The sequence below is a fragment of the Sphingobacterium sp. MYb388 genome (assembly GCF_037479535.1).
In the GTDB taxonomy this organism is placed as follows: domain Bacteria; phylum Bacteroidota; class Bacteroidia; order Sphingobacteriales; family Sphingobacteriaceae; genus Sphingobacterium; species Sphingobacterium anhuiense.
The window spans coordinates 311,654-333,830 of sequence record NZ_JBBGYV010000001.1 but is presented as its reverse complement, the minus strand read 5'-3'; the positions used below and the strand labels follow the sequence as shown (position 1 = coordinate 333,830).

Here is a 22,177-nt window from a genome sequence, read left to right as displayed (position 1 = left end):
TCCATTATCGGGTATGTTTAACTAAAATCATTCTTGCTTTATCGGTCGCAGTAGCATCTTTTGCACTCTTGCCAATAAGAGCAACCGTATATACGCCTGCTTCCTGTATGGGTTCGGGGCGTCCTGATTTCTCGTAAAGTTTTTTATTGGCGATAAAAGCTTCGTGTGTCAACACGCTGATATCGCTTGCCCAAATACCCGGAACGACATCAGGTGTAGAACGATAGACCATAAATTCAAAAGGATTATAGAGTGTTCGATATCCGATATATGGTCTTTCCATCTTCGGAATTCCAGGTTGTAGATTTTCTACCGCGTCCCGATTATCGAAAGACGTGGCAGGAGACTGTCCATTGCCCACGGTAAACGTCACATATGGATTTCCAATGGATAAGTTTAAAAAGCGTTTTGGGAAATAAAACTGATATTGTAAACGGGCAAAACTGGCATCATCCTGAGCTCCTGTATAGACCGAACCACTTAAGTCATTGGCTACTAATAGCAGTTGAGGTTTACCATCTTGTTGGGGATAAAGCCAAATGGTATAATTTTGTGCCGGTTGCATCGCCTGCTCCAAAGAAGCCAATACTTTGCCTGATGCATCCAATGCTTCTATCCTATGTGTTCCCTGAATCATATTGAGATAATTACTGGCCTGACCAAAAGCCAAAGCATCGGCTAGTGGTTTACCATCAACCCGAAAATTGACCGGTTGACCTGCTCGCGCATTAGCTGCTTGAATACGGGAATAGGTCCGGTTGGCAGGAGCTGCTACATCGGTCAATACCTGAAAAGCATTCTGATAATAGGAAGAGGTATTTCCGATTTCATCGACGTAGTAATTAAATTCTCCGGGAGCAACCAACAAGGTATACACGCCACCGGGTTGATAGGTCGTGACGGGAGCGTAATGCAAATTGCTATTGCTCGAATGATCGATAGCGATCGTGGATGTCGACGGATGAAGGACAGTGTATGCGTAAGTATCTGCTCCCAAAGCTGGAATCTGCCTTCCGTCTTGGAGCAATAACCTAAACTGATAGGTACCATAAGGCAGTTCAATATAATCAGAAGCTACTGCATTTGTCTGTATATTATTGGTTTGTGTACTGACCAATGTACCATCGGCATACGCTAGAGATACGGCCCCCGTAATATCTTCCTGCATACCCAAAAGGCCCATGGTCTGATGTTTGATAGGACCACCCAGATTGACGACTCGGATTTTAAAATGATCCGGTTTTGAAGGAGCGGAAACCGCACGTGGCACCGCTACTATATCCGGTTGTCCATCCATAAATAACGTAGGCATCAAGAAATAATCCATCGGTTTACGGTAATCGTTGGCAGCCTGAAAAGTAATGTCCCGATCTAAAGCCCCCTGATAATGACGTATCCCCAACGTAAGCTTTACTTGATCCTGTTGGTTAAAGAGATCCTGTGGAATTACCCAGCTTTTACCCAATCGTCCGTCTACAGGAAAATAGGATGTACCCGGATAGCGATCAGTATCTGGAGCGTCTGGACGACGTACGATAAAATTGGTTAAACTATCTTTACCTGAAATAACCTGATTAAATCCAGCCATATTTATAATCCGCACATTTGATCGTTCACGGTTTTCCGTTACCGCCCGATTGTCAACACCCATATCCATTTTTTCTTTCTGACAGGCCGTGAACACGAATGTGAAAAATAAAATGGCCACATACATGAGGTGGTTATCCACTAGGCGAAACCAATAAGCTTGTTGCGTATGATCGCGTTTGTACTGTTTAAAGTCTAATTTTTGATATCGCATGACTACAATAAATTATATGTAAAGCCTACCATGATTTCTGCACCGCGTTTATAACTACGGTTGATGTACTCGTTGCCGTACCATTTTCCTCCAGTTTGCGGATTAGCATACACCGTTTTAATCGCTGGATTCATGATATTTTTGGCAAATCCCTTAAATTGAATTCTTTTATTGATCCGTTGACTAAATACAAAGTCCAAATAAGGAACTGGCTGTGTATATAGATCTGGCTCACCCGTTAGATTGATCTGGACCAAGCGTTCGCCGACCATATTAAAGGTCATCGTTAGATCTGTTCCTGATTGATCATTATCATAATTTAACCAGGCGTTGATCGAATAGGGAGCTTGTTCAAACAGGGGGCTATTTTTTGGTGAATGTCGATCCAACGAGCGATTGGCTTCATAGCGCGCCGCTGATTTTTGGATCTCACTTTGAGCAAGCATGAGGTTGGAGCCTAAGAAGAAATTGCGTAAAGGATCGATCAAAGTTCCCAAGTTTTTAACCACTTCAAACTCTACTCCCCATACTTTACCTATATTAACATCATTCTGGAATTGTATGGTCGGAAATTCTGGGTAAGTAGCTGCCAATCCCTGAGTTTCCAGATTAAATACCTTGACCAACTGGTTTTCGATACGCTTACCAAAAGCCGAAACGGCAATAACCTCGCCTTTTGCCGGAAACCATTCCCATCTAAAATCTGCATTTTGTGTATATTGATTTTTTAGATTTGGATTTCCAACGACTAATCCCATTTGAAAAGCGTCAAATTCAAATACATTGGTAATTTCCCGAAGCTCCGGCCTTGCCAAAGTCGTATTCACAGCGCCCCTGAAATTCATATTATCGTTTAGGGTAAAGGTTGCATTCAACGAGTAAAAAGGCTTATAACCAGTTTTATAGACCGAGTTTGGATCAATCGGGTTAAGCGGTATTGGAGCTTCTCCATTGGCGCCTGTTGTCAATGAAGGATCCAAAAACACGCCAGCTGTATCGACTGTAGAGCCAATATTGGTCATTTCAAATCGAACACCCCCTGCCATACGGAAACGGTCGGTCAATTTTAGATCAAGCATACCGTATAGGGCATTGGTTTCAAAATAACCGGTATAATTGTTCGGTGATTTCTGACTGTTATATAAAAATCCGCCGATAGGCATCATTCCTTCACCCTGACCAGCTGCTGGTATTTTCACTCCAATGATTTCATTACTGACCAGACGATTCAGATTACCTTCAACGTCATAGAGCGGTAATGCTTTATTTCTGGTAAAATTCGATCCTGGTAAGAACAACTGGTTTTCTGTAAAATCCCGATCCCGAAACAAATAGTTTACCCCTGTTTTGAACTCTTGCTTCTGACCTAATAAACGGAACGGAATACTGATATCAGCTTTGTAATTGTAATTCTGTTCTGTCAGATTTCGCCATCTCCGGCCATTCGGCTCCGCCTGCATAATACCATAGGTGCCAAATCCATTGACATAACCTGAAGTCAGCGCGTACAAATGTTTACTATAAACCTCTTCTGTTGCACCATTATTTGCACCAACGACCGGTCTTCTATAATAGCCCCCATCGCGTGGTATATAATCAGCTAAACTTGCGAAACGAAAATCGGGATCATTCTGTTTAGATTTTGAGCTCGCCACATTGTAACTTAAACGAGGAGAGAGATCTCCTTTTAAGAACTTATGCTCGCCTTGTAAATTGAAGGTATTCAAGTTTCTGAAAGTCTGTTTTAGTGAATAAGTTGTACTTTTCACTTCTCCAGGTAAACCCGTATACTCATATCTGCCAGCAAGATGGGTTGATTTGGTTTCACCACCCCAACTTCCGAGATATTGCATACTAATTTCATGCTGTGGATTGAATCGGTAAGTTAACCCCGCCAGAGTTCCATAATTCAGAGTCTCAGTACCAGTATTCTCCTTATAAGACTGATATTTACCCATATACAAACTATTAGGTGTAATATAATTTGGGATATTACGAACACTGTACACGTCCGGATTACCGGTCACCACCCCTTGATAGATACTATATTGCGTCAAGTCACCCCCACTGATATCGGTTGTTCTTCTGTAATAATTACCACCTAATATAACTCCCAGCTTATGTCTCTTATTAAACAAATCATAACTGTTTCCAAATGTGGCCGAATACAGCTGGTTCAATGGCGCTTTTTTATAGCTACTGGTCATCACAGGATCAAAGCCCTGCATAATACCATTAATTCTTCCAACCTCCTGATAAGCATCGTTGCTATAATTACTGTTGGCGATCATATTATGGATCGATGATAAACCGGCAGGGTATTCTTTCGCTAGATTTAAGAAATCAGTCGACAGATTTTTATTATTGATCTTTGTGCCCAAAAATCCCATATCACTATTCCATAGACTATTGTACTTCCCTCCCATTCCAATATTTGAATTTAATCCGGTCTGTGCAATCACTTCAAAAGTCATCCGGTCAGGTACAGACTTTGTTTTCAGTTCTACAATCCCCGAAGCCGCATCTGCCGGTTTATCAGGTGTCACCGTTTTATAAATGGTGATATTATCCAATAAGGAAGCAGGTACCAAATCTAAAGGGATAGAACTACGGTCAGGATCCGATGATGCCAAACGTACCCCATTCAGCTGTCCAATAACCGATCGGTCACCAAGACCGCGTACCGCAACATATTTATCGTCTGTAACTGTTACTCCGGTCACCCGTTGCAAAGCTTGAGTAGTTGTAATACTTCCAGTACGCTGTATCAATTCAGCTGAAATAGCATCTTGCACAATGGACGCGCGTTTACGTTCTTCCAAAACAGCAACTTCGGTATTTGCTTTACGTCGCGCCTGTACCCTCACTTCAACTTCATCTAATGCTGTTGAGGCAGAACGCAGTTGGATCATGATATTACGTTCGGCGGCATTAATAGATACTTCTCGGGCTTGGTATCCCAATAAAGTGAATACAAACACCTGTACACTTTTCGGAACTACAATAGTAAAATTACCTGAAGCATCGGTGGTCGCTCCCAATGGCAGACCCTTGACCCGAATGGTTACACCTGCAAGAGCGGCTTTATTATGCACATCTTGCACCCGTCCGGTAATCGTAAATTGCTGTTGCTCCGGTTTGGATTTACTTCCCCCATCGTCAGGAGCGTCGGTCACAACCACTAACTTATTTTTAATCACATATCGAAAAGGTAGATCGGAAAAACAAGCCATTAATGCCTGTTCAATGGAAGCATCCTTCAGGTTAATATGGATCGGTTTGGTATTTTTAAATAATTCAGTATCATAAAAAAAGTCGTACTGACTTTGTTTTCTGAATTCCTGTAATATGGATGGTATGTTGCTATTTTGTTTATTCAGTGTAATGCGTTGTCCAAAAGTAGACGCACTGACCTGAACCAACAAGCAAGTCATTAACATCATGGTGATTTTCATAACACGCATGCATTGATAAAAATTCATATGTATTTATTGTCCTTTAACAAGACTATATAGCAGATTCATGACGGGTGTTTACCCAATGCAAATGAATATTTTATATATTTGTTGTCGTTAATATTAATTGATGATTTTGTTCGCACAACGTTATCGATCAGCTTAACATACATGCCAGAGGTGTTACGAGCACCTTTGGCCTTTTTTTGTTCAAGCCGATCAAGTATTATAATGGTATTAGTCGGTCACAATAATCCTCCTTTCTGTCAATTTCAATTTTGCTTTCCCTGTTATTTCAACCATATCCATAATGGCGGTTAAAGGTTGAGAACGGGATACAATTCCATCAAATTTGAGTTTTCCTAAATGTGGTGGACATACGATATCGACATCGTACCAACGCGAAACTTTACGCAGTATACTTGCTAGCGACTCACTTTTAAACACAAAATCTCCAGCTGTCCACGATACCTGTTGCTCGACATCTGCCGTACTTACGACTAGATGTTTATCTAAGAATGACTGCTGTCCAGGCCGCAATAGAATCGATTCACCATTTAAAGAAGAAGTTACGCGCACACTTCCCTCAAGCAGTGTGGTAACTATTCCAGGTTCATCGAGATATGAATTCACGTTAAAATGCGTACCCAAAACGTGTATCTCCTGGTGTGCTGTTTCAACATAAAAAGGGATGCGCTCTATTCGGCCATGCTGACGCTTTTCCATCTTGGCAATTTCAAAATACACCTCACCGGTCATTTTTACTCTCCGCTCATTATTTTCAAAATGTATTGGATAATGTAAAGACGATGAAGCATTCAACCATGCCTTAGAACCATCGGGCAATGTGAGCCGGTATTGCCCTCCTTTAGGAGTTGCAATCGTATTTGATGCACTCTTGTTATTGGATTCCGATTCGGAAACACTGTAAATAAGCTGACCACTTTTTGTTTTCTCTACACGGACTCCGCCTTCTAGGGCTAATGTTCCTACGGCAACTTCATCTAATGAAATCGTAGAACCATCTGCTAGAGTCAATAAAGCTTTATCTTCTCCCGGTATCACTAAACTTTGCGTATTGTTATCAGGTTTAGACAGGAAAGATTGACGAAAAACCAAGTAAGAGATGGAACAGATTAGCAGTAGTGAAGCTGCGATCTTTAGCCATGAGGAAATTCGAAAACCCGGATCCAGTTTCTTATTTTTTTTAGCGATCCGCTCCTTGAGTCGAAGATAATTATCTTCAGCAGTCGTAACGGTAGCATGATAAGCCAGCGCCTGTACGATACGCTTCTGTTCTTCAACTTCTTTACGATACTGCGGACGATCCTGAAGCCAATTCTCCCATTTGGCAACATCATGAGCAGGGTATCCTTTACAATAGTTAATGAAGCTCTCATCTGCTAATAATGCTTTCAGATTCAGTTCTTCCATGTTTTATTTTTCTTCATTTGATCAATAGAGCATGGAGTAAGCTTTTTTCACTACTGATTTTCTAAAAAAAATAAAAAAAATGTTGAAAGGGCGCCAATGGCTATTTTAAGGAAGGTTTCTTGTTCGGCAGTCAATAGATTTCGTAATTTATCGACAGACTTATAGATGGTGTTGTAGACTGTATTGATCGAAATACCATTTGCAACAGCAATCTCATGATAGGATAATCCAAGGTAAAATTTCTGATAAATCAACAAGCGTTGCTTTTCGCCAAGCTCATCTACTTTTTCTTTTACAAAGCGACCTACCTCATCTTCCGTATAACGCTGTATAAATCCTTCTTCAACAGAAGGTACCTCACAGTTTTCTAATAAAGTAGCCATGGTAGGTATCATTTCGTATTTTTTTGCGTCGCCACGGAATAGCTGGCGCAAAAATATGGTAATAATGTAATTATGCTGGTTCTTTATTGCACTGCTTTTTATCCTATTTTCCCATAAATAAAGAAACACATCGTTAATGGTATCTTGGATAACATCAATAGCAAAACCACGTTTGGTGCCGACATAGCTTAGGTAATGGTGATAGTATTCGTAAATCTGATAAAACGCTTCTTCACATTCTTCGATAACAAATTTATTCCAGTGTTCTTTCAGGTCGTGGCGTTTTATAAGAGGCATAAATTCAAAATAATACGGTTAACTATTCCTTACAAAGAAATAGAACGCATATTAACAGAGCATTAATTATAAATAACCAAATCATGTCATCTCTAAGAGCAGCATAAAGACAAGCTAGCAACAAACATCACATACCTTGCTGGTCTTGCCCCATCAACAATATTTGCTCCCCTTACTTAAAACAATAGATCATTTGAATTAAGATGCATTTTTTTAATAATATTGAGTTTGTACCAGATTTATTTCTTCAATTTTTATAATTACACTAAATGCAACTTAATTGCATTTAGTGTAATTATTTCCTATATTTGCTTTTGTATAACAATTCAGAAAACAGATTATATATGATACCTCAAACATTTGAACAATGGAAAACCTGTTTGGTAAATGATTGCAAGATCAGTCTTACGAAAGAATTTGCAACTAGGAGGCTTGCTGTTTACCATGATTTGGATAAGCCCGAAACGAAAAAATTCATCCGCTTATATGGTTTTCAACATTATCAAAATATCATTGGCTGGTTTACAAAAATAGTTGAAGGCTCGATTTAGGCTAAAATTAACAAGGCAATACAACTGAATACTTCTACTCATATTGATAGTGCTTAATATAAAACTCTAAAGAATTAACTACATGCAGACAGAAACATCTTTATCAAATCCTGCTTTGAGCATCGGCAAGAAACTTCCGGTCACCGTATTAAGCGGTTTCCTTGGTGCTGGAAAAACAACCTTACTTAACCATATTTTGCAGAACAAAGAGGGCTTAAAAGTTGCAGTAATTGTCAACGATATGAGCGAAGTGAATGTCGATGCACGATTGGTTGAAAATCAAAACACACTATCACGTACGGAAGAAAAATTAGTAGAAATGAGCAACGGTTGCATTTGCTGTACACTCCGTGAAGATCTCATGGTTGAAGTTGAAAAACTTGCGAATGAAGGACGATTTGATTATTTATTGATTGAAAGTACGGGTATCAGTGAACCTATTCCGGTAGCGCAAACTTTTTCCTATGTTGACGAAGAACATGGGATAGACTTGTCTCGCTTCAGTTACATTGATACCATGGTTACGGTAGTGGACTGCTTTAATTTTTTCAAGGACTTTGGAACAAATGAACTGCTACAGGATCGCAATCTAACGGATATGGAGGGGGACGACCGAACCATTGTCAACCTGCTTACCGATCAGATCGAATTTGCCAATGTCATCATCCTGAATAAAACAGATTTGGTGGATGCTGGAACAGTTGGTATTTTAAAGGCTGCGATACACAAATTAAATCCAGGAGCAAATATTATCAGTTCTGTTTTTGGAAAGGTAAGTCCAAAAGCAATATTAAACACCAACCTGTTTGATTTTGATGAAGCCCAGACTTCGGCGGGATGGCAAAAGGAGTTGGAGTCGGAGCATCATGTTCCTGAAACTGAAGAATACGGGATTAGTTCGTTCGTATTCAGAAATCAAAGACCTTTTCATCCTGAACGGTTTTGGCATTACTTAAACCATAACTATCCCGCAGGTATTATACGTGCCAAAGGTCTTTTTTGGCTAGCTTCTCGTCGGGATGAAGCTTTAAATTTTTCTCAGGCAGGCGGATCTTCACGCCTAGAAACAGCTGGCGTGTGGTGGAGCAGCATGTCTTACTTTGAACGCATACAGTTTGAAAGTTATGTAGCCAACAAAGACTATATTGAAAGTCGCTGGAGTAAACAATGGGGCGACAGGATAAATGAACTTGTCTTTATCGGACAAGACATAAACGAAAAAAAAGTAATGCTGGATCTGGAAAAATGCTTACTCCAAGAAGATGAGTTTTATCTGTTTGATAAAAACATCCTATTCGAAGATCCTTTTCCAACAAATATATAAAGTGGAGAAGATCAGTGAAAAAATAAAATAGCATGGTAGCATAAGTATGCTCCATGCAATTTTATTATCATCGGACTTCAACATGCAGATACCCCCTTCATCATAAAATTGACCTGATAGCAGGTTTTATTTTAAAAAGCTCACATCCTGAACGGATCAAAATAATGAAATAACCATTCAAGTATATCCATAAGCTTTAAATAAATTATCAAAAAAAATGGCACGATAACACAGCATATTGTCATTGATGATCCTGTTACGATCGAGTACCTTTGTCCTAATCAATATGCAAATTACGTTGAGACATGGATAAGAAAAATATTGCCATTTTGATATTACCAGATGTACAATTATTGGATGTAGCAGGACCTACTGATGTCTTTCATACGGCCAATGAGATTTTAAAAAAAGTAGGTTATGGCGCACCCTATCAGCTTCATTACCTGTCGGCATTAAAATCTGAAACTGTCACATCAAATTCAGGTATCAAGCTCCAATGCGATGCAAGTATTTTCAATATAACAACACCTATAGATACCTTGATCATTGCGGGCACGCACCCAAATTTATTTGAAAATCTTGATGAAACGGCCTATACATGGCTCAAGCAAATATACCCGCAGGTAAATCGCCTAGCTTCGATCTGCGTCGGCACATTTCTAATGGCCAAAAGCGGCCTGCTGAAAAATAAAACAGTGACCACACACTGGAAATATGCAGGTCTGCTTAAAAGTATGTATCCTGAAATTCATGTTGACGCCCGATCTATTTTTTTAAAGGATGGCAATATCTATAGCTCTGGCGGGATCACTTCTGGAATCAACTTGGCATTACATTTAGTTGAAGAAGATGTGGGGCGGGACATAACCATACAGGTGGCCAAACATCTGGTATTTGGAGCACATAGACTCTCGGATCAATCACTTTTTTCTGAAGAATTACCTGCTGTTGAAAATATGAGTGAACTTGTTCAAAAAGTTTATCACTATGCTAATGCACGTATTGAAGAAACATTAAATCTTGAACAACTAGCATCCGCAGTAAACATGAGTCCCCGTAATTTTTCACGGGTCTTTAAAAAAGAAACTTCTTTTCCGCCTGGACAATTTATCGAAAAAATACGTTTAGAAAAAGCAAAACAACTACTTGCTTACACTGCTGACACCTTAACGATTATCAGTGTTCAATGCGGCTATGATCAGGTCAGCTCCTTAAACAAGCTGTTTTATAAATACTATAAAATTAGTGCAATACAGTATCGAAAAACATTTCAACATTAATTCATAAATACCTTTTCAAAAATGGAGATCAACAAAGATAAAACTATCAAAAACATTGCATTTTTTGTTTTTGACCAAGTAGAAGTATTAGATCTAAACGGACCTTTAGATGTATTTGTAAAAGCAAATATAATAATACCAAACAGCTTTAATTGTTATACTGTTGCCTTGGATACTACGCCTATATTTGCAGAATCCAATACCATGCAAATTATTCCTAATTATACAATTGATAATTGTCCACAAGCAGATCTGATTATCGTACCTGGAGCATTTCCTGAAACAATTATCAAATTATTCAAAGACGAGCATTTTGAATCCCGATTCACAGCATGGGTTACAGCTCAGGCACAACGTGATACTGTAATTGCCAGTATTTGTACAGGTGCGCTATTACTTTCGAATACTAAGCTTTTAGATGGAAAATCTATTACCAGTCATTTTATGATGACAGATCTGTTACAAGAACTAAATCCGGACAGTCAAGTTGTAACAGGGCCTCGATATATTGATCAGGGTGACTTATTAACTACTGCAGGCATCACAGCGGGTATAGATGCAGCCTTATATATGGTGACAGATATCCTTGGTCAGGATGTGGCTCAACAGATTATTGAAATTTTTGAGTATAAAGCAGAATTGCAAATTCATTAAGCTCACCTACCTGGATAATCGTATCGTATAAGATTGAAAAACAGTCTTTACATGATCACTTCACCTATCCATTCTTTCTTACATCAAGTAAAATAACATCAATTAAAGGATTGCTCAATTCCTTTAAACGCATACCCTGTGGATTTTACTTTCAGTTTTTGAAGAGCTAGTTAGGTTATTTTAAAAATCACTTCATGTCGCATGAAGTGATTTTGCCCATTACTAACTTTTTTGATCGTGCTTTAAACCATTGATCAGCGTTGTATGCAATTCCTTTATCGATCAAAAAACACCTTCCATCGGCTGATTCCACCTTTTCATCGGTAGAAATTTCATCGAATGCTGCATTCACATATTTTTAAGAAAAATTAAAAGATATGTCACTATTCACACCGCTTATTTGGATCTCTTTGATGCTACCGTTAATGGCTATTGCTTTTGCCAAAACGAAAAAAGTAAATACAAAATTTTTAATCCTTTTTATCGTCTATTTTTTAACGGATTGTTATATCCAACATTTTAGCAGACAATATTTTAGCCTTGATTCGATCGGTCTTAAATTTTCATGGATCGGTAAAATATTGAGTTTATTGTTATCGCTGACCATCATTTTCTCGGTAAGCAAAACTCATCGTGAGCAGATCGGATTCACCTCGAAAAGTAATGCAAAGAAACAGGTGAAATTCGGTATATCCATATTCCTTGGATTCTTACTTTTTGATTTGATTTTCAAATTTATCTTATTCTCTAAAGGAGGTCATTTTGATCTTGAGACATTCGCTTTCCAGGCTACAATGCCAGGTTTAACCGAAGAATTAGTTTTTAGAGGCATTTGCTTTTGGCTTCTTGATCAAGCTTTTACTCCCCAATGGAATATCAAAGGCATCTCATTTGGCTGGGAATTTATTATCGTGACCCTGCTATTCAGTGTTGCACATGGTCTTGTGTTAACGGAAGATCATCAACTCAAATTTGATATCATAACCATCATCTACCTCACGCTGATATCTTCGTTAAGTCTTGGCTTGCTAAGGAAATTTACAGGTAATCTGATTTATCCCATAATAGGCCACAACATGGTCAATGTATTGAATGCACTGATACGAATATTATAGTGGAACATATGCTGAAATAGGGCAATAGGTGAATCATGAATCTGCTAATAAACGATCGTAAACACCATAAGCAATTCTCTTTTTATATGAAAAGTAATCCTATAACTCGTTCAAAAAACTATATTTGGTTGATCATTTAAACAAACATCATGTCACAGGATACGAGAATTTTATCTAGTTATTTAACAAGTAAAATAGCTGAATTTGATTTTGATAGTTTATACAGCAAAACCAGTCGAATTTTACTTCATGTCTGCATGTGGTTCACTTTTTCGATCTTATTGCTGTTGAGCTACATACTTGCATATAAACTCTCTTTTTTTAATGCTACCATCCTAACCATTAGGATGACAAGCGTTAATATGCTCGTTTTCTATCTGTTCTTTTATGTGTTACTTCCCAAGATTTTATCCGGTAGCAAGAATAAGATCATTTTACTTCTAGTCATTAGTTTGCCGATATTGCTATTTATCTGGATTGCTACTACCTATTTTTTCTCCCTAATCTACCATGCGCTGGGCTTTGAAATAGAAAATGGAGAACTAAAGAATGCTATTAAGATGAGTGCCGATCAGTCGTTCGTACAAGCCGTATCTGTAAAACGCATGATTTCACAAGCATTCATTGTCATTTCAATTCTATCGCCTTTCTTTTTTGTCAAAATTCTATTTGAAATTTCAAAATTATACAGTAAAACCTTAAAAATTCAAAACGAAAAAGCTTCATTAGAAATTGAGAATATCAATATTGAAAAGAATTTTTTAAAAGCACAGCTTAATCCACATTTTCTATTCAATACTTTAAATAATCTCTATGGTCTTGCAATTAAGAAAGATCCCACTACGCCAGAGGTGATTGTAAGTCTTTCGGACATTATGAGTTATACACTTTATGAGTCTAACACGGAAAAAGTATCCTTGCAGAAAGAATTGGAATTTATAAAAAACTATGGTGAACTCGAAAAAATGCGATACCCGGTAGATAAAAAGATCCAATTTGATCTTCCTGAAGAAAGTGCATTATTAGGTTTATACATCGCTCCTCTCTTAACATTTACATGTATTGAAAATGCTTTTAAGTACGGTCTCAAAAATAATAAAGAACAGCTTATATATTTGACGATAAAAGTTAAGGATCATCATTTTTACTTTCATCTTGAGAATGATGTTGAAGACTTTGTCCCGACAAAAAACTTTGGTGGTATCGGTCTATCTAATTTACAAAAGAGACTTCAATTGTTATATCCCAATAAACACGAACTCAAAATAGAGCATTTACAAAATAAATTTATCGTCAACTTAAAAATAGATTTAGCAAATTATGGATAAATTCACCTGTATCGTCACCGATGATGAACCACTTGGTAGAGAAATTATAGAATCATTTGTAAAAGAAATACCCTTCCTTACGCTTGTCGGCTCATTTGGAGATCCTGTAGAAGCATTGCTGTATTTACAAAGTAATGCTGTTGACATCATGTTTAGCGATATCCAGATGCCGAAAATTAATGGTATGGAGTTGGTAAATGCCTTGGTCAATCCACCTGTTATTATTTTTATTACCGCACATCGTGATTTCGCATTGGATAGTTTTGATGCTGGGGTAACAGATTACTTAGTTAAGCCCGTTCGATTCGATCGCTTTTTAAAAGCAGTAAATAGAGCCAAAGAAAGTGTATTGGCCGGTAAAACTCCAAAGATACAAGAAGCAAGACCTGATCGTATATTTATAAAATCAGAAGGAAGATTAGTGAAAATATTATTACACGAAATCCTGTACATTGAATCCCAAGGAGATTATCTAAAAATCGTTGTTTACGAAAAAACATATACCACACAAGCTACGCTCAAATCCATGGAAGAAATCCTTGATAAGCAACTATTTTTTCGTATTCAGCGGTCGTTTATCCTCAACATAGAAGCTGTAAAAACAGTTACCGGAAATATGATCGAATTAACCAATGGCAAATCAATAGCGATCGCTGTAAACAAAAAGGAGGAGTTTTTCACCTTATTGGGCATCAAATAAAAAAGATAATTTTAATATTTAAAAGAGATCCTTATGGTAGATATACAATTTAAGAAGAGCAATATTATGACAGGCATTTTCCTTTGTATTGCATTTATTGTACTATTACTTTTCATCTTTTATACCTCGTCCAATAGCTATGCCCCCATACTAATATTTTTAATATGCATAACTTTACATATTTTATATTTTCACAAGATAAAATTCTGGATCGATCATAAAAATGGCCGACCAGGATTAAGCATTGAGGAACAAGGTATATTAAATAACACCGCTGATACATCCATTTTTATTCCTTGGGAAGAAATTCAAAGTTTTGAATCTGGCTTTTTTCGTACCCAAAATCAAATCTTTATCAAAGTTAGGAACGAAAAAAAATATGACCAAGTTAAACGTACGACATACTTAACTGCTTTAAATAAAATAGGTCGCCTTTTTAGGTCAAAACCAGATTTACTTTGGATCGATGTTGATGTCTTAGCGATCTCAGAACAACAGCTTTTAACCTTACTGCGGTCGAGGTTGGGTAAAAATAACCGTCAAGGGTAAAACTTCCTTTAGATCAACTATTATTTAAAATTAAACACCACTTTTAAAACAGCCATCCTGCCTCGTAGTTCATACTGATTATGAGTCTGCATATTCGCCGATATGTAATAGGTTTCAAATTTCTTCACATTTGCCAAATTCGTCAAATTTAGTTCAAAATCCGTTTTCAACTTCTTGTGACGATAGCGTAAAAATGTATCAAAGAAAACATAATTAAAATCTTTCAATCCCGGTTGATGGGAATACGTATTTCTAGCACTTAAACGCAAATGAACGCTTGAAAATAGATTTACCGGTAAACTCATTTGATGTGAAGCATTAAATGTATTTCTATTTAATTCATCAGATCCACCCTTTTGTTTCGTACTTACCCAAGATAATTGTCCAGTATAAGAAAGGTTCAACTGCTTCCATATTTTAAATTCCATATTTGGCCTCAACGTATAACTTGTATTCTGAAATGGAAGTATCTCCTCATTAAATAACTGATTATAGTCCGACAAAGACCACGATGCAGCAATTTTCACCGTACTCGATAAAGCAAAAATGTATTTATCAATCCCAGCAGAAGCACTATAGGACTTCACTTCATTTTCTTGGGCGATCAGCTGTGTTTGAGTCGACTCCTCATTGATTACATTAGAAAACATTGTACTTGATATGGATTGGTTGTAGCCCAATCCAAAATTAAAAAATAGCAGTTTTATTGTTTTACCTAACTTATAGTTTAATCCAAAATTATTGCTCCTATTTTCATTGATCCCACCACTATTAGTCGATAAAGTCCGGTAATTTCTAATCAGTAAACCTCGATACACATTTTCGATAGTTCCAAAAGTATTGCCTCTCTGATAAGAAAAACTAAGTTCATCCTCTTGGTGTACTTGCAAACGAGCTGAAAATGAAGGATTAAATAAAAGATTATTCTGGCTATTATCGATACTAAAACCGTCATCAATATAACTGGTGTGTTGCCATGATAAAGGCAAACTCAACTTTGTGGCTAGTCTATTAATACTCCATTCATAGTCTGCATTGACAGAAAACGATGAACGATTCCAGTGCATATTATTCTCCGTAGAATCAACATCTGTAGCCTTTACAATTCCTTCTTTATTGAGATCAATACCCGATTTGAGTTTTTGGTCTTCCATCATTGCCCCCAGCGTATAGTATTGTTTGATCTTTCCTTTGGGAAGCCTATATCCGATACTACCATTCGTAAAAATTGTGGGAACTTCAACATGTTGCAGTGTTTGTTCATATGATATTCCTGAAGCAAAGATATCCGGAAAAAGACCAGGAGAAAAAGCTAAGGTCTGTGGTTTATTGGCGTAATTCATATACCAATTGATCTGCACAATATCTCCATTTTTAAGTTGAGGAACCCATTCCAATTGATTAGAAAAGCCTCTAATTTTATGGTTCAAATTCCCGAAAATAGTATTTCCATTACTCCCTATTGTGGCGCGCCGATCTTCTTTTTCATATTCGAACGAGAACGTATTATTGATATAACGCTTTTCCATGTTCTTGTTCAATGACAACCGAAATGCTGCTAGCCATTCCGCTGTTTCTGTATATTGGTTTTCATCAAATACAAAATCTCCTTCTTCCGAAAAATAGCTTGTTTTTCCTTGAAAAGTGGTATTATTCTTATCATACAAGAGCTGTACATTCGACTTCAGTTGCAAACCATTTTTTATATTCAATAGATTATTTGCATTTAAAGCCACTGTATTATTCATAAAATAATTTGATTTTGCTACAGGAGGACCACCAACAGTCCCTACAGCAAGCAAATTATTTATAGGTGAATACCCCATTTGTGCAAACACGGAACTTTGATTAAATCCAGTAAAATCACCAGTCAAGTCATTACCTATATTATTTCCCTGCAGCACATTCAATACCTTATATTTTTTATTGAACAAGATCGTATTGACTTCTGCATCATATTGCTTGGGCATTCCCGCTCCCAGTTTAGCCTGACCGGTTAACTTGAGCTTAGCATCGTCTTTAATAACCAGATTTATCGCCACATTATCTGTAAAACGCTTATTTTTCAACACTTTCATATGTTCGTGGTTGGTCAGTACCTGTATATCTTTCACCATCTTATGTGGTACCGTTTTTGTGCCAATCGCGTAACGATCGTCCAATAAATCATCACCATCAATATAGAACTTCGAAATCGCTTTTCCCTGATACTTAATACTTCCATTATCTCCTACCTCTATACCCGGCATCCGTTTTAATACCTCACCAATGCTACGATCCTCTTCCTTTGCAAACGTCGAAACATCATAAGACAATGTATCCCCGATTCGACGGATCTTCGGTCTACTTTTGACCTCAACATCATCCAATAAAACAGCTTTCTGTTCAAGTTCAATCGTTTTTTTAGTACGAAGATCTGTCAATGGAATTATTTTTTTATGATACCCTAAGTGGTTGATCTCGAGATATGCTCCATCCACACCTTTCAATGTAGTTAAAGAAAAAGCCCCATTCTCATTTGTTTCTTTAAAGGTTAACAATTTATGGTCACTTGACTTCAGTACCACATGGATATAATTTAACGGTTTTCCCGACGCCTTATCTACTAATACTCCTTCAATGGCAACCTGCTGCCCAAAAACCCATGCACTACAAAGTATATAGCAAATTACAGTAAGAGATCTTAATAACATATTATGGTTTTAATTCTAAAGGATTATTAGTGACCGAAGAAGGTTTATAATTATCATCATTTTTAATAGATATCGATTTAATTTTATTAGGGTCGATAGTTGAAAATGGCACGTCGCTCGTTACAAAAACTCCACTCTTTTTTACAGAGGAAGAACCACCCGATTTTGTTTGCATATACGCCTTTGGATTGGTTTTAAAAGCCTTGTACAATTTTTCTACCTCTTCAGGTGCTGATAAAATAACATCAACCGGAGCACCAATCGTAATCTGAACACTATCAGCAAGTTTATCAAAACCAGAATACTCGAACTCAACTTCACTTTTATCATCCCTGGCTTCCAAAATTAATCCTGGTAAGCCGTGTAATTTCCATGGTCCAAAAGAAAAAGGAAGATCTGTTGTAAACCAAGTTGTGTAATGTCGACCGCCAAAAGTCGTTGTCGCTTTTTGACAAGTATATCCGCCTATTACTTTAGTATCATCATGAATATCCCAGTCTTGTTTAGGATATACTGCATCCAACAAGAACTCATCGGATGCTACACGTTTCACTTCAATCATATTGGATTTAGAGGATTCTAAAAGATAAGATTCTCTTATTCCGCTAGTGGATTTCGAAACAATAACATGACCATCAAAATTTAGAGCATCCATCTGTTGCGCAGATTGTTCTTGTGTTCTAGTAGATGAATAACTTGTGTAATAGCTTGTTTGGGGACTTAAATAAGTTACGACTTCATCTCTCCGATATTTATCTCGTTGTGTTGTATCATTAACGTGTTTAAAGAGGTAGTGAACTTTCGCAATTGCCTTTTCTTGAGCCTTAACAGTGATCCCAGTTAATAACATCAATACGATGAATAGATTTCTTTTCATTTTTTTGGTCTAAAGCAGTTGAATTAAGAATAAGGCGTAACGAAGCCAAAGTATTATATTCCGATTCGAATAATTTTAGGGTTTTTAATACGATTTTAACTCGAGTGGATTATTGATCACAGAAGAGGGCTTATAATCATCATCATTCTTAATAGTCATCGATTTAATTTTTGAAGCATCCATAGCTGGAGCTGATGAACTCGCGCCACTAATGCTAACAAAAACACCAGCGCCTGTAGATCTGCGGCTAGATCTGGTTTGCATATAGGCACTGGGATTTGCCTTAAAAGCCTGCTCTAATTTCTCTACTTCATCTTTTTTAGACAAAATTGCATTTGCAGGAGTTCCAATTTTCACTTGTACATCATCAGTTAATTTATCAAAGCCAGAATATTCAAATTCCACCTCACTCTTGTCATCCCTTACCGCCAAGATCAGTCCTGGTAAGCCATGCAATTTCCAAGGTCCAAAAGAAAAAGGAATATCTGTTGTAAACCAAGCGGTGTAATGACGACCAGCAAAAGTTGTAGTTGCTTTTTGACAAGTATATCCACCAATTACTTTGGTTTCATCTTCTATATCCCAATCCTGCTTAGGATAAGTAGTCTCTAATAAAAACTCATCAGATGCAACACGTTTTACTTCTACCATCTTGGACTTCGAAGGTTCTAAAAGATAAGATTCCTTGATACCACTAGTCGATCTGGAAATCACTAAATTACCATCAAAATCCGGAGCTGATAGTATTTTTGAAGTCTGTTCTTGCATTCTAGTACTAGAATAACTGGTGTAATAACTAGCTTGTTTACCAAGGTAAGTAGCAACTTCATCACGTATATGTTTGTCTTTTTGTGTGGTATCATTAACATGCTTAAAGATGTAATGTATTTTAGCAATTGCCTTTTCTTGTGCATGAAGAGTGAGCAGGCTGAATGAAATGAATGTGGTTAATAAGATTTTCTTCATAATTTTACGATTTATTTGTAAACTTACGAAATATTCGTAATTAACAAATACTCATTAAGGAAAATCATAAAATAAATATATAAATAACTGATTCATTGATAAATAAAATCAAATCACATGTCTTCACATTTATAATTATCAATATTTAGTGATCTCCTTATAACAGTTTAATAATAATCTTTATAGCCATTTATATAGAATATATAGCGCTTAGCTCATCATCTTTGTCGTTGTACAATGAAGATCACGGACTAACCGTAGGCTTATATAACAGACATCAATGCAAAGTAAAAAATAGACTTGTCTTATTGTAGAACAGCAAGCATTATGATAACAGCTTTTTGATCGTATGATTTTATTTGCTAGTTTTATATGTCAAGATATCCTTGGCAAATGTGGAAATCAATGATAAGAGAAATTTAATAATTAAATACAGCCTGGAAAAACCTACTTAAAATCTAACAACAGACTACATTCAATAGTTAGTGAATATGGATCGTTGCTTTTTTTATTAGTATTAGGAATTCTTACAATAAAATTTAAATGATTGTAAATAACAAAATAGGAATTACGCTTTCCGGTGGTGGCTTTAGAGGAATCGCCCATTTGGGCATACTCCAATATCTTCAGGAACTGAACATACAGCTTCATGCTATTTCAGGAGCGAGTGCAGGAGCTTTGGTCGGTGCGTTTATAGCTGAAGGATACGCTCCGCTAGAGATATTGGAGTTGGTAAAACAGGAAAAATTCTTCACCTATTCCGACTTCTCCATTAGAACTGATGGCCTGTTCAGTGCAGATATTTTTGAAAAAATCATTAAAAAATATATTCCGCACGACAGCTTCGAAAGCTTGAAAATGCCCCTATATGTTGCTGTTACAGATTTAACCAATGCGGAGTCTCTTATCTTCAACCAAGGCTCACTATCTTTTGCTATTAAATCTTCATGCTGTTTTCCACTGGTATTTCAGCCGGTAGCTTATAAAAATAACCGTTACTTATGTGATGGCGGAATATTAAATAACTTTCCGGTGGAGCAGATTAAAGCAACATGCAATAAAAGTATCGGCATCAATGTGAATCCGGTCAACCGTTCCGAAGGACGACTGAACTACAAGCAGATTGTGGAACGTATTATCCGAATTACAACCTCAAACATTAAGGCTGAAGCTCCTGGCGATTGCGATATATTTATACAGCCTGAGGAAATCAATCAGTTTAAAACATTTGACACAAGTAGAGTGAATCAGATATATGAATTCGGATATAACTATGCGAAAAAATTTGAGAAAGAATTTTTAAATCTCCAGAAAGAACTCGGCTAATAGCTAGTTCTAATCATGATAAGAAAGCTCGCGCTTCCATAAAAACACTTTTTCTGTTGTCGTTTCTTGATCTTTATCAATAACAACCTCTTCTCTCATCACCCAGTTCTTGTTCTGATCATATGTATAAGAATAGGTAGTTGTACTACCATAATTAGGATCTGCGGTTTTGTAAATGGAAGAGACAACATCCCCCTGTTCATTATATTGATAGGTGTAAGAAGAGTTTTGATCTCCTGAAAAAATTTTGTTCCCTTTGGCATCGTATTTATAACGGGTAATTATAGATGGAGTTTTCTGTGGCCACTCTACTTTTTTACTTTCAATAAGCACTCCGCCATTACCAAGTGTTTTATAAATTGTTTCACTTAAGACAAATTCATTCATAGCATCCTCGACACGTTCATAATTTTCTTCAATCTGTCTATGATCCTCGTACTTATAGAGCGTCCGAAAGCCTCTGCCCTCCTCGATCACTTCATCACCGTTTTTATCTAAAGAAGTATAGTATACTTTCCAAAGTTCCCCTTCGTCATTATATTCCAGTTCTTCTTCAGCTTCTTTTTGACCTGTCTCCCACCAAAAATATAATTTTAGTTTTAATTGTGCTCCACTGTAAAAGTACTCTGTAGTGAGATAAGCACTATCTTGCTTAGTCTTCTCATCTTCAAAAATAACATAAAGATGAGTCAGATTGCCATTGCTATCATATACTTTACGTTCGTTCCATCCATCGCCATAATAACGAACCGTGTCCATTTTATTATTCTCTAAGACGTAGCAAAGTTCATTTACTGACTTCAGTATAGGTTTATTCATATTCGAAAATTTACCTGTACTATAGTTTTTCAATGCCGATCTTTTCTTTTTCAAATATGTCTGATAATCTTCATGTATCACCGTATCTATAGATGGCCAAAATTGAAAGGGTTTATCATAAGACTTTTTCTCACGGGCGGCTTTAGCATTGTCAGCGATATCATTTTCTAGATCATTATTTTTTATCGGAGATGCAATCATAGGAGGCACTTCTGCAAAAATAGAATCAGTTATTTTTCCCACCACAACCGGTGGTTCAATTTGTTTCTTAATCGGTTTAAGGATCTCCTTTTTTATTGTTTTTTTCGTTTTTTTGCTTTGCGCACTTCCACTTTGAGAAATGCATATCAATAGCACAGTAGCAATAAAATAATAGTGAAGTAATTTCATTGTATATTTTTTATAAAAGTTCAATAGAGTACGTGTTAATTTCAAGATATGCTGAAGCTATATTTTGGAGGCATCTTCATTTACCATCTAATAGACCCTCTTTATGATGAGCCTTTATCGAATCGATCTGCGAGTCTTTATTACATGATTTTAATTCATTGCTAGATTCAGTTGTGACCTTATTCATTCGGTGCACTGATGAGTATATATAGTTAAGTATCATTTTACAAACAAT

The 22,177-nt window shown here is 36.8% G+C and carries 17 protein-coding genes; 9 read left to right on the top strand and 8 right to left on the bottom strand.

Features of this window, described 5'->3' with window-relative positions; genetic code table 11:
• Positions 1–4: 4 nt before the first annotated feature.
• The 4 genes from WH188_RS01530 to WH188_RS01515 form a co-directional block, all read right to left on the bottom strand.
• Positions 5–1,801 carry a DUF4397 domain-containing protein gene (locus WH188_RS01530; protein WP_339423147.1) on the bottom strand — a complete coding sequence of 599 codons (1,797 nt, stop codon included), beginning with the start codon at positions 1,799–1,801 and terminating at the stop codon, positions 5–7.
• 2 nt (positions 1,802–1,803) lie between these two features.
• Entirely contained in the window at positions 1,804–5,256 is a 3,453-nt protein-coding gene (locus WH188_RS01525; protein ID WP_339423146.1) for a TonB-dependent receptor, read from the bottom strand.
• A gap of 237 nt (positions 5,257–5,493) precedes the next feature.
• Positions 5,494–6,690 carry a FecR family protein gene (locus WH188_RS01520; RefSeq protein ID WP_339423145.1) on the bottom strand — a complete coding sequence of 399 codons (1,197 nt, stop codon included), beginning with the start codon at positions 6,688–6,690 and terminating at the stop codon, positions 5,494–5,496.
• Positions 6,691–6,740: 50 nt separating this feature from the next.
• Positions 6,741–7,370 carry an RNA polymerase sigma factor gene (locus tag WH188_RS01515; RefSeq protein WP_339423144.1) on the bottom strand — a complete coding sequence of 210 codons (630 nt, stop codon included), beginning with the start codon at positions 7,368–7,370 and terminating at the stop codon, positions 6,741–6,743.
• A gap of 344 nt (positions 7,371–7,714) precedes the next feature.
• On the opposite strand from WH188_RS01515, the gene WH188_RS01510 reads away from it, so the two are divergent.
• From WH188_RS01510 to WH188_RS01475, 8 genes are all read left to right on the top strand, one after another.
• The gene (locus tag WH188_RS01510) at positions 7,715–7,921 is read left to right on the top strand and encodes a hypothetical protein (RefSeq protein WP_021191561.1); all 207 of its coding nucleotides are present in this window, start codon (positions 7,715–7,717) and stop codon (positions 7,919–7,921) included.
• An 82-nt stretch (positions 7,922–8,003) separates the two neighbouring features.
• On the top strand, positions 8,004–9,245 hold the full coding sequence (locus tag WH188_RS01505) for a GTP-binding protein (protein WP_168128165.1): 1,242 nt from the start codon (positions 8,004–8,006) through the stop codon (positions 9,243–9,245).
• A gap of 305 nt (positions 9,246–9,550) precedes the next feature.
• Entirely contained in the window at positions 9,551–10,525 is a 975-nt protein-coding gene (locus WH188_RS01500; RefSeq protein ID WP_339423143.1) for a GlxA family transcriptional regulator, read from the top strand.
• Positions 10,526–10,546: 21 nt separating this feature from the next.
• Positions 10,547–11,179: a DJ-1/PfpI family protein gene (locus WH188_RS01495; protein WP_132771851.1), complete on the top strand. Its 633-nt coding sequence runs from the start codon at positions 10,547–10,549 to the stop codon at positions 11,177–11,179.
• 377 nt (positions 11,180–11,556) lie between these two features.
• Complete coding sequence (locus WH188_RS01490; protein ID WP_339423142.1) at positions 11,557–12,294, top strand: CPBP family glutamic-type intramembrane protease; 738 nt, start codon at positions 11,557–11,559, stop codon at positions 12,292–12,294.
• A gap of 149 nt (positions 12,295–12,443) precedes the next feature.
• Complete coding sequence (locus WH188_RS01485) at positions 12,444–13,622, top strand: sensor histidine kinase (protein WP_339423141.1); 1,179 nt, start codon at positions 12,444–12,446, stop codon at positions 13,620–13,622.
• Entirely contained in the window at positions 13,615–14,322 is a 708-nt protein-coding gene (locus WH188_RS01480; protein ID WP_132843123.1) for a LytR/AlgR family response regulator transcription factor, read from the top strand. The genes WH188_RS01485 and WH188_RS01480 overlap by 8 nt, the downstream gene beginning before the upstream one ends.
• A 33-nt stretch (positions 14,323–14,355) precedes the next feature.
• Complete coding sequence (locus WH188_RS01475) at positions 14,356–14,871, top strand: STM3941 family protein (protein ID WP_339423140.1); 516 nt, start codon at positions 14,356–14,358, stop codon at positions 14,869–14,871.
• Positions 14,872–14,891: 20 nt separating this feature from the next.
• On the opposite strand, the gene WH188_RS01470 is transcribed toward WH188_RS01475, so the two are convergent.
• The 3 genes from WH188_RS01470 to WH188_RS01460 form a co-directional block, all read right to left on the bottom strand.
• Complete coding sequence (locus WH188_RS01470) at positions 14,892–17,564, bottom strand: hypothetical protein (RefSeq protein WP_339423139.1); 2,673 nt, start codon at positions 17,562–17,564, stop codon at positions 14,892–14,894.
• Position 17,565: 1 nt separating this feature from the next.
• On the bottom strand, positions 17,566–18,441 hold the full coding sequence (locus tag WH188_RS01465; protein ID WP_132843118.1) for a GLPGLI family protein: 876 nt from the start codon (positions 18,439–18,441) through the stop codon (positions 17,566–17,568).
• Positions 18,442–18,525: 84 nt separating this feature from the next.
• Positions 18,526–19,407 (bottom strand): GLPGLI family protein, encoded by an 882-nt coding sequence (locus WH188_RS01460; RefSeq protein ID WP_132843116.1) that lies wholly within the window; start codon positions 19,405–19,407, stop codon positions 18,526–18,528.
• A gap of 543 nt (positions 19,408–19,950) precedes the next feature.
• Between WH188_RS01460 and WH188_RS01455 the strand changes: the two genes are divergently transcribed.
• Positions 19,951–20,733, top strand: a complete 783-nt coding sequence (locus tag WH188_RS01455) for a patatin-like phospholipase family protein (RefSeq protein WP_021191549.1) — start codon at positions 19,951–19,953, stop codon at positions 20,731–20,733.
• A 9-nt stretch (positions 20,734–20,742) separates the two neighbouring features.
• Here WH188_RS01455 and WH188_RS01450 read toward each other — a convergent pair whose 3' ends face one another.
• The gene (locus WH188_RS01450; RefSeq protein ID WP_339423138.1) at positions 20,743–21,942 is read right to left on the bottom strand and encodes a hypothetical protein; all 1,200 of its coding nucleotides are present in this window, start codon (positions 21,940–21,942) and stop codon (positions 20,743–20,745) included.
• Positions 21,943–22,177 lie beyond the last annotated feature (235 nt).

What these genes read in the sequence shown, in the direction of transcription:
- WH188_RS01480 (WP_132843123.1), top strand. Translation starts at nt 13,615, where the DNA reads ATGGATAAATTCACCTGTATCGTCACCGATGATGAACCACTTGGTAGA.
- WH188_RS01515 (WP_339423144.1), bottom strand. Translation starts at nt 7,370, where the DNA reads ATGCCTCTTATAAAACGCCACGACCTGAAAGAACACTGGAATAAATTT.
- WH188_RS01450 (WP_339423138.1), bottom strand. Translation starts at nt 21,942, where the DNA reads ATGAAATTACTTCACTATTATTTTATTGCTACTGTGCTATTGATATGC.
- WH188_RS01530 (WP_339423147.1), bottom strand. Translation starts at nt 1,801, where the DNA reads ATGCGATATCAAAAATTAGACTTTAAACAGTACAAACGCGATCATACG.
- WH188_RS01510 (WP_021191561.1), top strand. Translation starts at nt 7,715, where the DNA reads ATGATACCTCAAACATTTGAACAATGGAAAACCTGTTTGGTAAATGAT.
- WH188_RS01460 (WP_132843116.1), bottom strand. Translation starts at nt 19,407, where the DNA reads ATGAAGAAAATCTTATTAACCACATTCATTTCATTCAGCCTGCTCACT.
- WH188_RS01500 (WP_339423143.1), top strand. Translation starts at nt 9,551, where the DNA reads ATGGATAAGAAAAATATTGCCATTTTGATATTACCAGATGTACAATTA.
- WH188_RS01505 (WP_168128165.1), top strand. Translation starts at nt 8,004, where the DNA reads ATGCAGACAGAAACATCTTTATCAAATCCTGCTTTGAGCATCGGCAAG.
- WH188_RS01465 (WP_132843118.1), bottom strand. Translation starts at nt 18,441, where the DNA reads ATGAAAAGAAATCTATTCATCGTATTGATGTTATTAACTGGGATCACT.
- WH188_RS01455 (WP_021191549.1), top strand. Translation starts at nt 19,951, where the DNA reads ATGATTGTAAATAACAAAATAGGAATTACGCTTTCCGGTGGTGGCTTT.
- WH188_RS01490 (WP_339423142.1), top strand. Translation starts at nt 11,557, where the DNA reads ATGTCACTATTCACACCGCTTATTTGGATCTCTTTGATGCTACCGTTA.
- WH188_RS01475 (WP_339423140.1), top strand. Translation starts at nt 14,356, where the DNA reads ATGGTAGATATACAATTTAAGAAGAGCAATATTATGACAGGCATTTTC.
- WH188_RS01525 (WP_339423146.1), bottom strand. Translation starts at nt 5,256, where the DNA reads ATGAAAATCACCATGATGTTAATGACTTGCTTGTTGGTTCAGGTCAGT.
- WH188_RS01470 (WP_339423139.1), bottom strand. Translation starts at nt 17,564, where the DNA reads ATGTTATTAAGATCTCTTACTGTAATTTGCTATATACTTTGTAGTGCA.
- WH188_RS01485 (WP_339423141.1), top strand. Translation starts at nt 12,444, where the DNA reads ATGTCACAGGATACGAGAATTTTATCTAGTTATTTAACAAGTAAAATA.
- WH188_RS01495 (WP_132771851.1), top strand. Translation starts at nt 10,547, where the DNA reads ATGGAGATCAACAAAGATAAAACTATCAAAAACATTGCATTTTTTGTT.
- WH188_RS01520 (WP_339423145.1), bottom strand. Translation starts at nt 6,690, where the DNA reads ATGGAAGAACTGAATCTGAAAGCATTATTAGCAGATGAGAGCTTCATT.